A 12,909-nucleotide genomic window follows, 5' to 3' on the forward strand; every position below is an offset into this window, starting at 1 on the left:
GCTGAAGGTAGAGATTCATGTCGCTGTTCATTTTCCTCACCGTGGTCCAGGCGATCGTTGCGGCGCTTCTTGTCGTGCTGATCCTCATCCAGAAGTCCGAAGGCGGTGGCCTCGGCGTCGGCGGCAGCCCGGCCGGCTTCATGTCCGCGCGCGGCGCCGCAGACTTCATGACTCGGCTGACGACGGCGCTGGCGACTGCGTTCGTCGTGCTCAGCGTCGCTCTCGCAGCGCTCGCCGTGGGTACGACATCGAGCCGCACTATCGACACCTCGCTTGAACGGACCGCTCCGGTACAGAACGCCCCGGCGGTAGATCCGCTGGCTCCGGCGCAAGGTGGCCAGCCCGCTCAGGCACCTGCGGCAGCGCCTGCCGGACAGCAGGCTCCTGCTCCGGCAACCGATCCGCTCAAGGGCGCTGCCGGGCAGTAAATCCTTTCTCGCAATGCGAACGGCCGACCCGCTCCCTTGAGGTCGCGGGGCGGTCTTCGTTTTGCGTTTGATCCATGGCTGTGGATTGCGGCAAAGATTGCAGCCGTAACTGCTTGCCACCGTGCAACTTCTGACGCTAAGGCCCGACTCCCATGGCGCGGTACATTTTCATCACCGGCGGCGTGGTCTCCTCGCTCGGCAAAGGACTCATGGCAGCGAGCCTCGCGGCTCTCCTGCAGGCTCGTGGATTTCGCGTGCGAATCCGCAAGTTCGACCCCTATCTGAACGTCGATCCGGGGACGATGAGCCCCTATCAGCACGGCGAAGTCTATGTGACCGACGACGGAGCCGAGACTGACCTCGATCTTGGCCACTACGAGCGCTTCACCGGCGTCTCTGCGCGCCAGGCCGACAACATCACCTCGGGCCGCATCTATCGCGACATCATCGCCAAGGAACGTCGTGGCGATTACCTCGGCGCGACGGTGCAGGTGATCCCGCACGTCACCGATGCGATCAAGGATTTCGCGCAGGCAGAGACTGACGATCTGGACTTCGTGCTCTGCGAAATTGGCGGCACGGTTGGTGACATCGAGGGCCTACCGTTCATCGAGGCCCTGCGCCAGATGCACAACGAACTGGACCGCGAGCAGACCTGCTTCGTCCATGTCACGCTGGTGCCCTACATTGCCGCAGCGGGCGAGCTGAAGACCAAGCCGACGCAGCACTCCGTGCGCGAACTTACCGGCCTTGGCATCCAGCCCGACATCCTGCTTTGCCGCTGCGAAAAACCGCTGCCTGAAGGCGAGCGCGCCAAGATCGCCCAGTTCTGCAACGTGCGGAAGTCTGCCGTCATCCCCGCGCTCGATGCCCAGAGCATATATGCCGTACCGCTGCAGTATCACGCCGAAGGCCTCGACAGCGAAGTCCTGCGCCACTTTGGCCTGACAGCACCAGAGCCGGACCTCGCGCGCTGGGACGATATCGTCGACCGACATCAGAATCCCGAAGGCGAAGTGACCATCGGCGTTGTCGGCAAATACGTCGGCTTGCAGGATGCCTACAAGTCGCTGAACGAAGCGCTGGTCCACGGCGGCATGGCCAACCGTGTCAAGGTGCGGATAAAGTGGCTCGACGCCGAGTTGTTCGAGAAGGACGACGCCGAGATCGCTGCCCACCTCGAGCCGATGCATGGCATTCTCGTGCCCGGCGGCTTTGGCGAGCGTGGCACCGAAGGCAAGATCGCTTCGGTTCGCTTTGCCCGCGAACGCAAGGTGCCGTTCTTCGGCATCTGCCTCGGCATGCAGATGGCCTGCATCGAAGGCGCCCGCAACACTGCCGGCATCCCCGAAGCCTCGTCGACCGAATTCGGCCCGACCAACGAGCCAGTTGTCGGCATCATCACCGAGTGGATGACCGCAGAGGGCCTCGAAAAGCGTTCCGAAGGCGGCGACCTGGGCGGCACGATGCGGCTTGGCGCTTATGACGCGAAGCTTGCCGGCAACAGCCACGTTGCCAACGTCTATGGTGCGACCGAAATCAGCGAGCGCCATCGGCATCGTTACGAAGTGAACGTCGCCTACAAGGAGCGCCTGGAAAAGGGCGGCCTGGTGTTCTCCGGCATGTCGCCCGATGGCCTCCTTCCTGAAATCGTGGAGCGTCCCGACCATCCGTGGTTCATCGGCGTGCAGTTCCATCCCGAACTCAAGAGCCGACCGTTCGAACCGCATCCGCTGTTCGCCGGCTTTATCGCCGCAGCGGTGAAACAGGCGCGACTCGTTTAAAGGGGCTGGTCAGGCAGGGGTTTCCCTGATTACTTGCGCGGCAGGTATCGAGGGGAGTTCCGATGGACGCGGCCACACTGGCTGAAGCACTGACGGCGCAGAGCCTGTTTGCCGATTGCGAACGGGCCGAGCTTTCGGACATCATCGCGCGCGGGCAGGTCCGTTCGTGGAAGTCCGGGCAAGTGCTGATGAGCCAGGGCGAGGAAGGCAAGTCGCTGTTCATCGTGCTCAAGGGTCTCGCCCGGGTCAGCATGGTTGCCGCCAACGGGCGCGAGATCATCCTCGACTATGCCGAACCCGGCCACGTGCTGGGTGAGATCGCCTTTCTTGATGGTGGCGACCGCACCGCCACGGTCGAGGCGATCGATCCCGTGGAAGCGCTGGTCCTCACGCGCGGCGCGTTTGCCGAAATCATCGACAAGCACAAGGGTCTCTCGCTGCGCCTGCTCAAGGCCATGGCGCGCAGGCTCCGCCAGAACAATGCCGTGATCGAGGCCGACCGCGCCTACACCTCCGGCCCAAGGCTCGCGCGCTTCCTCCTGCGCCTGATGATGGGCGACAATTCCGATACCGGAAACCAGCTCAAGATCGCGCTCAGCCAGGGCGAGCTCGGCAACTTCGCCGGCATGTCGCGCGAACAGATCAACCGCCAGCTCTCGGCCTGGGTTGATAATGGCATCGTCGCCCTGAAAGGCGGGCGCGTGACGATCCTCGACCGTGAAGCTCTGGTCGACGTCGCCGAAGCCTGGTGACGCAAAAAGGGCGGGCCTTGCGACCCGCCCTTCCGTTCTGAGAAACCCGATCAGGCAGCGGCGGTATTGTCGCCCTCAATGACCTTGAGCGGGTTTTGCGCGCCGATCAGCACCTTCTTCGGCTTCATCGCCTCAGGCACTTCGCGGACGAGGTCGATGGTCAGCAGGCCATCGGCAAGGTCGGCAGCCTCGACGCGGACGAAGTCGGCCAGCTCGAAGCGACGCTCGAACCCACGGTTGGCGATGCCGACGTGGAGATACTCGCGCTCCTGCGGTTCGGGCCGCTGGCCCTTTACAACGAGCAGGTTCTGCTGGGCGGTAATGTCGATATCCTCGGCCTTGAATCCGGCGACTGCCAGCGTGATGCGATAGGCATCTTCACCGCTGCGCTCGATGTTGAAGGGGGGATAATTGTCACCAGCATTGGCGCGGGCCTGGCGTTCGAGCAGGTCGAACAGGCGGTCAAAGCCCACGGTGGTGCGGCGATAGGGGGTAAAGTCGAAACGGTTCATGGCAATATCCTCTTGATGAGCAATCTGCACTTGCCTTCTGCTAAGCCCGGAACCCGGCGCCCGCATCGGCGGTTTTACGGTCATGTTTGTGACCATGCCCGACTTGCGGCGCATGACACGAAAACCCATGTGTGTTAGCGAAAACCGCTTTTCAAGACCCCAGCAGAGGTACCCGATGTCGAACACCCCCAAGGTCGAAGTCTACACCAAGTGGGGCTGCCCCTACTGCGCGCGCGCCAAGCAATTGCTCGATGGCAAGGGCGTGGCCTATGAGGAATTCGATGTGACCATGGGCGGCCCGAAGAAGGCAGAAATGCTTGAACGCGCGCCCCGCCACACCACCGTTCCCTCGATCTTCATCGATGGCATCCACGTCGGTGGGTCGGACGATCTTGCCGCGCTCAATGCGCAGGGCAAGCTGGACATGATGCTCGGCAAGTGAGTGATCCGGTGAAGGTCGCGCTGTTTCAGATGACCAGCGGGATCGACCCGCAGGCCAATGCAGACGCGATCGTCAAGGCAGCGCAGAAAGCCACAGCTGAAGGCGCGGCCATGCTGTTCACGCCCGAGATGTGCGGGTTGCTCGACCGTGACCGGGCGAGGGCGACGCCCAAGATCGTGCCCGAACAGGACAACCCCGTGCTCGCCGCCGCACGAAAGGCCGCGCGGGAGCTTGGCCTGTGGATCGATCTAGGCTCGCTCGCAATCCTGCGTGAGGACGGCAAATGGGCCAACCGCGGCTTCGTCATTGATGCCGACGGTGCCATTGCCGCCCGCTACGACAAGATCCACATGTTCGACGTAGACCTCGCCACTGGCGAGACATGGCGGGAATCGGCGGCCTACACACCGGGTGAGCAGGTCGTCACGGTTCAAACGCCGGTCGGACGCCTCGGCCTTGCGATATGTTATGACGTGCGCTTCCCCGCGCTGTTCGAGGAACTCGGCCGCAACCGCTGCGACGCAATCCGCGTTCCCGCCGCCTTCACCGTGCCGACAGGCAAGGCCCACTGGCACTTGCTGCAGCGTGCCCGCGCAGTCGAGGCCAGCGCCTGGGTCATTGCCGCTGCCCAAGGCGGACGGCACGATGACGGTCGCGAGACCTACGGCCATTCGCTGGTTGTCGATCCGTGGGGCGAAGTTGTCTTTGACGGTGGGGAAGGGGGCTCGCTCGGCTTCGCTCTGATCGATCCTGCCCGAACGGGCGAGGTCCGCGCGCAACTGCCATCCCTTGCCAACAAGCGCGAAATCCCTAGATCGACAGCATGATTGTCTTTGATCTGCAGTGCGGGCCGAACGGGCACCGTTTCGAGGGCTGGTTCGGTTCCTCGCAGGACTATGAGAGTCAGCAGGCACGTGGCCTTGTATCGTGCCCGTCGTGCGGCTCGCCCGATGTCGTCAAGGCGGTCATGGCGCCCAATGTCGGACGCAAGGGCAACCAGTTGCCAGTGCCGACGCGCGGCACCAGCGAACCATCACCCGCACCCGCAGCACAGCCCATGGCAAACGCGCCCCTCCCGCCAGAGGCCGTCGCCATGCTCAAGGCTGTTGCCGCCATGCAGGCCGAGTCGATCAAGTCTTCCACCTGGGTCGGGGAAAAGTTCGCCGACAATGCCCGCGCCATGCACTATGGCGAAAAGGACCCCGCCGCGATCCACGGTCGCGCCACGCTCGACGAGGCCCGCGAACTGATTGAGGAGGGCATCCCGGTCGCCCCCTTGCTCGTCCCCGTGGTGCCCCCTGAGGAAACCAACTGAATCTCCGTTGCCAGCCCGCGTGCCCCTGCCTAAAGGAAACGCGGGCGCCCGTAGCTCAGCAGGATAGAGCACCAGATTCCTAATCTGGGGGCCATGGGTTCGAATCCCGTCGGGCGCACCACTTCCATGCCAAGGCCTTTGCGGTATCAGGCTGGCTCATGCTCGCAGGCCAAGTTTCAGTCGTTGCGGGTTGATGAACTGGCCCTTCGCGCCGTGGAGAGCCTGTAGCATGAACTGGTCGAATCCTGCGAAGAACAGCACTTCAGGCGGAAATTACAATTTTGTGATTGTTTTCACATATTTAGGGCTACCGCAGTGCAGAAAGGCGTATTATGAATCTCTTGTTAATCAAGAGGTTGTATGCCGTCACTCGAAGCAATAATCGGATGGTTCAAGGGTCTTCGCGCGGAACGTAAGCGCAAGTTGGACGCGGGCGAACTGTGCCCAAATGGCAATCCGGGTTGTGACGGTGCGCAATGCGACGATTGCCTTACAGACTGGCAGATCTAGCCGGGTGAGAATTCGAGTTGCTGTGGTTCCGCCGCCAATTCGTCGAAAATCACCGCTGCCTTAAGGCTCAGGCATTTCTCCGCGTCTCGCTTCTGTCTTTGTATCTGAGTGTACAATCTTGCTCAACCTTGACAAAACGAACCATATAGGTTATGCGCTCCACCCACAGGTCAGGAGAGGGCAAATGGCCATCCCGCTTCTTTCCTTCGGAAGCAGACGCTGTGGCCGATGCTTCCGGCGCGATCGGTGCGGCAGGTGCGCGTGGGTTCAATGCGGGGCGTAAAGCCCAGACCCACCGGGCAAATCCTGTCGTTACCCAAGGACAGACAGGACACCCCAGGGCTGATAGCACGGCGCCGAACCCTGAGCGACGCTGCGGATGCGGAACCCGCCATGACTTGCGTGACGTAGTCTGCGCAAACGACAGGTTCTTTTCACGCAGCCGCTTGCCAAGAAGCCAAGGCAGCCCGCGAGCCGCTGCCAGAGCTTCGTCCTTTCACACATGTCCGCCCTCAGGCTGAGCCGACAAGGGGTTCGGAACCGCCCCCCGGCCACTCGCAACCGGTCCCGCGCCCTTCCCGCGCGTGCCGCAACGGCACCGCACCGGTCGCGCGATCTGTGACTCGTCCCCGGCGTTACCGGTCCGCATTCGCCAGCGGATGTTCTGCTTTTTCGCGTATCCGCGATGCCCACCCCCGGCCCCTCCCGCTTGCGGGAGGGGTGGGCAGATCCCGATGCAATATCCCATTCCACCGCAAGACGTCCCCCCAATGACACAACTTTGCCTTTACTGCTTGAACTGGCCCGGGATTTATGATTCAGTCACATCATGCAACCGCGCCGACCACTTCTGCCCAAGGACAGCCTGACCCAGTCGCTGGCGCTGGTCGCTTTGCTCGTGATCGGCACCATCGGCATTGCCGGACCCAGCGGATTGCTTGCCTGGGGTGAGAATGCGCGGGTGCTTGAACAGCGGCAGAAAGAAATTGCCACGCTGACGGCCGAGCGCGACCGGATCAAGAACCGGAATGACCTGCTCGATCCGCGCCACGCCGACCCTGACCTTGTCGGCGAATTGCTGCACAGCAATCTCAACGTCACCCATCCCGACGACGTTGTGATCCAGCTCAAGAACTGACAGCTTTCGCTCCGGGCAGGAGACAAGTTGACTTGGCCGGGCTTGGTCGAGCGCAATTCGGGAACTTTGGCACGGCCGGCGCGTAGGGAACGCAGCAAAGTTCCGCACCTTATCATCTTTTGGCGGCATGACGCATGATGAAACCCGCAATCTGGCGGACGGCACAAGGCCTTGGCTGGAAATGGACTACGTGCGAAATGAGTACCCTTGGCTCACAACAATAATAACAACGCGCGGGGCGACGTGACCGAAGAGGCCATTTACGAATCAGTCGAGGCGAATCCGGTCGTTCCGGACTCCGCCGAGGCCGAATCCCATTCCGTCTGGCGCTACGCGATGGCCACCCGTGCCCATGCGGTGATCGATGCGGCGGACTATTTCGCGCTCATGCGCGAGGCGATGATGCGAGCGCGGCAACGCATCCTCCTGATAGGTTGGGACTTCGACACGCGGATCATCATCGGCGGCGGCCGACGCTGGTGGAACCTCCCGCGCAAAAGCGTTTCGCCTGCGCGGCTCGGCGCTTTCGTGGTGTGGCTGTCCAACCGGCGCAAGCGTCTCGACATCCGCGTGCTCAAGTGGAACTTTGGCGCACTCAAGGCAGTTTTCCGCGGCTCGATGATGCTCGACCTGCTGCGCTGGTGGCGTCATCCGCGCATCGTGTTCAAGCTCGACAGTGCCCATCCCCTGGGCTGCAGCCATCACCAGAAGATCGCAGTGATCGACGATCGTTTCGCGGTCTGCGGCGGGATCGACATGGCGGGCGACCGCTGGGACACCCGCGAGCATCTCGACGACGATCCCCGGCGCAAACGGCCCGGGGGCAAGATTTATGGGCCCTGGCACGATTGCACCATGCTGATGGAAGGCGATGCCGCCGCGGTCCTCGGCGCGTTCGGGCGCAAGCGTTGGGAGCAGGCCAAGGGCAAACCCTTTGCCGCGTGCAAGGCGCAGAAGTCCTCGCCCTGGCCCGCGTCGATCGAAGCCGAGTTCCGCAACGTCGAGATCGGCATTTCCCGAACCCGATCGCATTACGCCGAGGCGCGGGAAGTGCGCGAGATCGAGGCGCTGTTCCTCGAACACATCGCGCGAGCCAAGCGCTTCATCTATTTCGAGAACCAGTATTTCGCCTCGCGCAGCATTGCCGAGGCCATCGTCAAGCGGATGCAGGAGCCCGATCCGCCCGAGATCGTGCTGATCAATCCTCAAAGCTCGGATGGCTGGCTGGAACAGACCGCGATGGACGGGGCGCGGGTGAGGCTGGTGAGGGCGATCGAGGAAGTCGACCATGCCGGCCGCTTCTCGGTCTGGCATCCTTTTACCGCCGGCGGAACGCCGATCTACGTCCACTCGAAGCTGACCATCGTCGACGACGAGATCCTGCGCATCGGCTCGGCCAATCTCAACAATCGTTCGATGGGGCTCGATAGCGAGTGCGATGTCTTCATAGATTGCGCGCGCCCGGCCAACGGCCATTGCTCAGAAGCGATAAATCGCCTGCGTGTTTCGTTGCTGGCCGAGCATTGCGGTATCGCACCTGAAAGGGTAGCGGAGCTTCTGGACCAGCACAGCTCAATGGCCGGTGCGATCGCTGCAGCTCCGCAGGACGGCAAGAGGCTTGGGCGGTTCGTGCCGCACGAACTCAGCGACGCGGAGAAGGCGCTGGCAGACAACGAGGTGCTGGATCCCGAGCGGCCGGAGGAAATGCTCTCCTTCTACCGCCGGGGTCTGTTCAGGAGCCGCTTCCTGCGGCGACCTGCGAAGTGATGTTACGAAGGGGAAGCTATGAGCAGTGTGGTTGGGCCCGACGAGGACGATGATCTGGCCCGTGGCAAGCTTCCGGTGCCCGACGACGTGCAGGACGCCATCCGCACGCTGATCCGATGGTCCGGAGACGATCCCTCGCGCGAGGGCCTGCTCGACACGCCCAAGCGCGTGGCGCGGGCGTGGAAGGAATATTGCCTCGGCTATGGCGAGGACCCGGCCAGCCATCTTGCGCGCCAGTTCGAGGAAGTGGGCGGCTACGACGAGATCGTGCTGCTCAAGGACATTCCGTTCCAGAGCCACTGCGAGCATCACATGGCGCCGATCATCGGCAAGGCCGCGATCGCCTATCTGCCGCGGCACAAGGTGGTGGGCATTTCCAAGCTGGCGCGAGTGCTTCATGCTTATGCCCGCCGCCTGCAGATCCAGGAGCGCCTTACCGCCGAAGTCGCTCAGTGCATCTGGGACAATCTCAAGCCGCACGGCGTGGCGGTGGTGATTGAGGCGAGCCATGCCTGCATGACGGCGCGCGGCGTGCGCACGCCTGGGGTCGGCATGGTCACGAGCCGGTTGATGGGCACGTTCCTCGAAGACAACCGCAGTCGCAAGGAAGTGCTCAGCCTGATGGGCTACTGAACGCGCGTTCCAGCAAAGAAACATTACAGGTCAGCCGGTTGGTCGCACACAATTGCGGCTCTATCTTGTTGGCGTCACCGGAAAAAAGCCGGGACGCTTGCAGGAGACAGGAACATGAAGACGCTCGCTTATGCGGGTTTCGCCGCCGCGCTGGCCTTCAGCGCGCCCGCCGTGGCCATGGAACATACAACCGTCATCGAGCATCCGGCCGGACCGATCACCGCCGATTACGCAGGAGCAACGCGGGTCGAGATGAAGCAAGTCGGCACGGTCGCAGGAGCAGGACGGGCTTCCTCACTGCGCTGCCAGTGGTCCGTCTCGCTTTCGGTCGAGCGACAGGCACAGGTGGGCGCAAACCTGCAAGCAAAGCGCTCGATGCTGCGCAATGACGTGATCACCGGGGCGTCGCCGGGCTGGTGCTCGGAGCGCGGCAATGGCATCGACCGGGTGATCGAAGCGCGGCGTGACGACTTGCGCAGTGCAATGATGGCAATGGTGGCGCAGGATCGCGCAGTGATCCTCGTTGAAGCAGAAGGAGCCCACGCCAGGCAGCGCGCGGGCTGAGGAGAAATGACATAATGACCCGCACCCACGCGTCCATCTGGCTGACAACATTCGGCGTTTTCGCAATGGCGCAGGCGCCGGCAGCACAGGCTCAATCGGTGGATGTGGGGGTAGAGGCCACGACTGACGAAGTCCGGCGCGGGCTTAGCTGGAGCGACGGGGAAGTGTCCGCTTCGGCTGATGCCAGCGTCGGCTTTGCCGGGTTCGACGCGTCGGTCCGCGTGGCCGCGCTGCGCAAGTCCGACCGTCACGCCAATGCCGATGTCGTTGGCGACCTGGCGATCGGCAAGGACTGGAACGCCGGCGCGATCACCCTGCGGACCGAGGCGATCGGGCACTTCTTTGGCGGCGCGGATATCGGCGCCGACTATGGCGAGTTGGGCCTTGGTGCGCGCTATTCCATCGGCCCGCTGCAGGTTCGCGCCGATGCCTTCTACGCGCCTAAGCAGGATGCCATTGGCGGCGACAACCTCTACTTGCGCGGCTCGGCCAATGCCGGGATTCCCGGCATTCCGATCAGCGTGTCAGCCTCGCTTGGCTATACCACCGGAGACACGCAGGATTCCCGTTCGGCGCGGCTGCGCCCGGCGGGGGACTATGCCGACTGGAGGCTGGGGGTGGAGTACAACCAGTTCCCGTTCACGATCGGGCTGGACTATGCCGGGACCGACATCGACACTTCGGGGATCACGGTGTCGCCCTACGCCGATCTCAAGCATGCAGGGGACCGCGTGCTGGGCAGGGTTAGGCTTTCGTTCTGAGCGCACCATGAAAAAGGCCCCCGTTTCCGGGGGCCTTTCATTTGGTCCGAGACTGGCGATCAGATGTTCTCGATCATGTGCTCGGCAGAGCTGACCTTGAAGTCGCCCGGGGCTTCGACGAACAGCTGCTCGACGACGCCATCGTTGACGACCATCGAGAAGCGCTGGCCGCGCTTGCCGAGGCCAAAGCCCGAACCGTCCATGGTCAGGCCAAGTGCTTCGGCGAGATCACCATTGCCGTCGGCCAGCATGGTGACGTCCGACGAACCCGAGGCAGCGCCCCAGGCCTTCATCACGAAGGGGTCGTTGACAGCGGTGCAGGCGATTTCGTCGATGCCCTTTGCCTTGAGGTCGGCGGCCTTCTCGACATAGCCCGGAAGGTGCTTGGCAGAGCAGGTGGGGGTGAAGGCACCGGGAACGGAGAAGAGGGCAACGCGCTTGCCCTTGAAGTAATCCGACGACTGTACGGCTTCGGGACCTTCGGCGGTCGCCTTGACGATCTTGACGTCAGGCAGCTTGTCTCCAACAGCGATTGTCATCCCCATATTCCTTTCGTTGCGCCGGGCGAGGGAGCCCGGACGAGTATGGCGCTCCGGATATAAGAGGCGGTTCGCGCTCTGCAACCGGGCTAACGCGCAGTGTCACGTATTAGCGATATAAAGAACTCTTTATATTAAGTTTGCAGGCTGTGGCCGGTCACGCTATGGGCTGGCCAGAGGCGTCGGCGGCCAGAAGGCCGCTCTGCGCATGATTTTTCAGGAGACTGCTTCGTGGCCAGCGTGCTTGACGCCAAGAACGACTATGTGATCGCCGACATCGGCCTTGCCGACTTTGGCCGCGCCGAAATCCGCATCGCCGAGACCGAAATGCCCGGCCTGATGGCTCTGCGCGAAGAATTCGGCGCCGCTCAGCCGCTCAAGGGCGCGCGCATCACCGGCTCGCTGCACATGACGATCCAGACCGCGGTGCTGATCGAGACGCTCGTTGCCCTTGGTGCCGAAGTCCGCTGGGCCACCTGCAACATCTTCTCGACGCAGGACCATGCCGCTGCCGCCATCGCTGCGGCCGGCATCCCGGTCTTCGCGATCAAGGGTGAGAGCCTCGCCGAATACTGGGACTACGTTGGCTCGATCTTTGACTGGGGTGACGACATCACCGCCAACATGATCCTCGACGATGGCGGCGACGCCACGATGTTCGCACTGTGGGGCGCGCGCGTCGAAGCTGGCGAGAAGCTGTTTGAGCCTTCGAACGCCGAAGAAATCGAGTTCGTCCGCGCGCTCACCGCCTTTCTCAAGAAGAAGCCGGGCTACCTCACGCAGTCGGTCCGCAACATCAAGGGTGTCTCGGAAGAGACGACCACGGGCGTTCACCGCCTTTACCAGATCGCCAAGGACGGCAAGCTGCCTTTCCCGGCGATCAACGTGAACGACAGCGTCACCAAGTCGAAGTTCGACAATCTCTATGGCTGCAAGGAATCGCTGGTCGACGCGATCCGTCGCGCCACCGACGTCATGCTTGCCGGCAAGGTTGCCTGCGTGGCTGGCTTCGGCGACGTCGGCAAGGGGTCGGCCGCATCGCTGCGTCAGGGCGGCGCACGCGTCATGGTCACCGAAGTCGATCCGATCTGCGCTCTGCAGGCGGCGATGGAGGGCTATGAAGTCGTCACCATGGAAGAAGCGGTCAAGCGCTGCGACATCTTCGTGACCGCCACCGGCAACGAAGACGTGATCACGGCCGAGCACATGAAGGCGATGAAGCCGATGAGCATCGTCTGCAACATCGGCCACTTCGACAGCGAGATACAGATCTCGGCGCTCGACAACTACAAGTGGACCGAAGTGAAGCCGGGCACCGACCTCGTCGAATTCCCTGACGGCAAGCAGATCATCGTGCTGGCCAAGGGGCGCCTGGTGAACCTGGGCTGCGCCACCGGCCACCCGAGCTTCGTGATGAGCGCCAGCTTTACCAACCAGACGCTCGCGCAGATCGAACTGTTCACCAAGAACGAGAACTACAAGAACGACGTCTATGTGCTGCCCAAGCACCTCGACGAAAAGGTGGCTGCGCTCCATCTCGAAAAGCTGGGCGTGCAGCTGACCAAGCTGAGCAAGAAGCAGGCCGATTACATCGGTGTGCCGGAAGCCGGGCCGTTCAAGCCGGATCACTATCGCTACTGATCTCGCATCGGATGCTCGAACAACAGAAGGGCGGCGTGGGAAACCATGCCGCCCTTTGTCTATCGGGGGCCAAAGCAAATCCCCGCATTGTAATTCGTCGGGCCACGCCGTAGCGAAAGCAAG

General features: G+C 62.7%; 14 protein-coding genes and 1 tRNA gene. 13 read left to right on the forward strand and 2 right to left on the reverse strand.

What is annotated here, in order from left to right:
- Window positions 1–17: 17 nt before the first annotated feature.
- The 3 genes from secG (at window position 18) to IQ25_RS15800 (ending at window position 2,964) form a co-directional block, all read left to right on the forward strand.
- Window positions 18–428, forward strand: coding sequence for a preprotein translocase subunit SecG (gene secG, locus IQ25_RS15790; protein ID WP_407070603.1), 411 nt, complete (start codon window positions 18–20; stop codon window positions 426–428).
- A gap of 152 nt (window positions 429–580) precedes the next feature.
- On the forward strand, window positions 581–2,212 hold the full coding sequence (locus tag IQ25_RS15795) for a CTP synthase (protein ID WP_144907239.1): 1,632 nt from the start codon (window positions 581–583) through the stop codon (window positions 2,210–2,212).
- A 62-nt stretch (window positions 2,213–2,274) separates the two neighbouring features.
- On the forward strand, window positions 2,275–2,964 hold the full coding sequence (locus IQ25_RS15800; protein ID WP_144907240.1) for a Crp/Fnr family transcriptional regulator: 690 nt from the start codon (window positions 2,275–2,277) through the stop codon (window positions 2,962–2,964).
- Between the two features lie 50 nt (window positions 2,965–3,014).
- Here IQ25_RS15800 and IQ25_RS15805 read toward each other — a convergent pair whose 3' ends face one another.
- Complete coding sequence (locus IQ25_RS15805; protein WP_144907241.1) at window positions 3,015–3,476, reverse strand: Hsp20 family protein; 462 nt, start codon at window positions 3,474–3,476, stop codon at window positions 3,015–3,017.
- 175 nt (window positions 3,477–3,651) lie between these two features.
- Between IQ25_RS15805 and grxC the strand changes: the two genes are divergently transcribed.
- The 9 genes from grxC (at window position 3,652) to IQ25_RS15850 (ending at window position 10,606) form a co-directional block, all read left to right on the forward strand.
- The gene (gene grxC / locus IQ25_RS15810) at window positions 3,652–3,918 is read left to right on the forward strand and encodes a glutaredoxin 3 (RefSeq protein ID WP_144907242.1); all 267 of its coding nucleotides are present in this window, start codon (window positions 3,652–3,654) and stop codon (window positions 3,916–3,918) included.
- A complete protein-coding gene (locus IQ25_RS15815) occupies window positions 3,915–4,745 on the forward strand; it encodes a carbon-nitrogen hydrolase family protein (protein ID WP_258537050.1) in 831 nt (276 codons plus the stop codon). Before grxC ends, IQ25_RS15815 begins: the two co-directional genes overlap by 4 nt.
- Window positions 4,742–5,233: a DUF1178 family protein gene (locus tag IQ25_RS15820; RefSeq protein ID WP_144907243.1), complete on the forward strand. Its 492-nt coding sequence runs from the start codon at window positions 4,742–4,744 to the stop codon at window positions 5,231–5,233. Before IQ25_RS15815 ends, IQ25_RS15820 begins: the two co-directional genes overlap by 4 nt.
- Before the next feature lie 44 nt (window positions 5,234–5,277).
- Window positions 5,278–5,354, forward strand: a tRNA-Arg gene (locus IQ25_RS15825).
- A gap of 1,218 nt (window positions 5,355–6,572) precedes the next feature.
- Complete coding sequence (locus IQ25_RS15830) at window positions 6,573–6,881, forward strand: FtsB family cell division protein (protein WP_144907244.1); 309 nt, start codon at window positions 6,573–6,575, stop codon at window positions 6,879–6,881.
- Between the two features lie 207 nt (window positions 6,882–7,088).
- A complete protein-coding gene (locus IQ25_RS15835; RefSeq protein WP_338112237.1) occupies window positions 7,089–8,648 on the forward strand; it encodes a phospholipase D-like domain-containing protein in 1,560 nt (519 codons plus the stop codon).
- 18 nt (window positions 8,649–8,666) lie between these two features.
- Window positions 8,667–9,281 carry a GTP cyclohydrolase I FolE gene (folE, locus tag IQ25_RS15840; RefSeq protein ID WP_144907245.1) on the forward strand — a complete coding sequence of 205 codons (615 nt, stop codon included), beginning with the start codon at window positions 8,667–8,669 and terminating at the stop codon, window positions 9,279–9,281.
- 114 nt (window positions 9,282–9,395) lie between these two features.
- A complete protein-coding gene (locus IQ25_RS15845) occupies window positions 9,396–9,845 on the forward strand; it encodes a hypothetical protein (RefSeq protein ID WP_144907246.1) in 450 nt (149 codons plus the stop codon).
- 14 nt (window positions 9,846–9,859) lie between these two features.
- A complete protein-coding gene (locus IQ25_RS15850; protein WP_144907247.1) occupies window positions 9,860–10,606 on the forward strand; it encodes a TorF family putative porin in 747 nt (248 codons plus the stop codon).
- 59 nt (window positions 10,607–10,665) lie between these two features.
- On the opposite strand, the gene IQ25_RS15855 is transcribed toward IQ25_RS15850, so the two are convergent.
- Entirely contained in the window at window positions 10,666–11,145 is a 480-nt protein-coding gene (locus IQ25_RS15855) for a peroxiredoxin (protein ID WP_144907248.1), read from the reverse strand.
- 231 nt (window positions 11,146–11,376) lie between these two features.
- Between IQ25_RS15855 and ahcY the strand changes: the two genes are divergently transcribed.
- The gene (gene ahcY, locus IQ25_RS15860; protein ID WP_144907249.1) at window positions 11,377–12,786 is read left to right on the forward strand and encodes an adenosylhomocysteinase; all 1,410 of its coding nucleotides are present in this window, start codon (window positions 11,377–11,379) and stop codon (window positions 12,784–12,786) included.
- The last annotated feature ends 123 nt before the right edge of the window (window positions 12,787–12,909 follow it).

Source organism: Novosphingobium taihuense (genome assembly GCF_007830315.1).
Lineage (GTDB): Bacteria > Pseudomonadota > Alphaproteobacteria > Sphingomonadales > Sphingomonadaceae > Novosphingobium > Novosphingobium taihuense.

Bases quoted from the DNA above. Each gene is read 5' to 3' on its own strand.
- IQ25_RS15845 (WP_144907246.1), top strand. From the start codon at position 9,396: ATGAAGACGCTCGCTTATGCGGGTTTCGCCGCCGCGCTGGCCTTCAGC.
- IQ25_RS15850 (WP_144907247.1), top strand. From the start codon at position 9,860: ATGACCCGCACCCACGCGTCCATCTGGCTGACAACATTCGGCGTTTTC.
- IQ25_RS15855 (WP_144907248.1), bottom strand. From the start codon at position 11,145: ATGACAATCGCTGTTGGAGACAAGCTGCCTGACGTCAAGATCGTCAAG.
- IQ25_RS15830 (WP_144907244.1), top strand. From the start codon at position 6,573: ATGCAACCGCGCCGACCACTTCTGCCCAAGGACAGCCTGACCCAGTCG.
- folE (WP_144907245.1), top strand. From the start codon at position 8,667: ATGAGCAGTGTGGTTGGGCCCGACGAGGACGATGATCTGGCCCGTGGC.
- IQ25_RS15805 (WP_144907241.1), bottom strand. From the start codon at position 3,476: ATGAACCGTTTCGACTTTACCCCCTATCGCCGCACCACCGTGGGCTTT.
- IQ25_RS15795 (WP_144907239.1), top strand. From the start codon at position 581: ATGGCGCGGTACATTTTCATCACCGGCGGCGTGGTCTCCTCGCTCGGC.
- IQ25_RS15800 (WP_144907240.1), top strand. From the start codon at position 2,275: ATGGACGCGGCCACACTGGCTGAAGCACTGACGGCGCAGAGCCTGTTT.
- grxC (WP_144907242.1), top strand. From the start codon at position 3,652: ATGTCGAACACCCCCAAGGTCGAAGTCTACACCAAGTGGGGCTGCCCC.
- IQ25_RS15820 (WP_144907243.1), top strand. From the start codon at position 4,742: ATGATTGTCTTTGATCTGCAGTGCGGGCCGAACGGGCACCGTTTCGAG.
- secG (WP_407070603.1), top strand. From the start codon at position 18: ATGTCGCTGTTCATTTTCCTCACCGTGGTCCAGGCGATCGTTGCGGCG.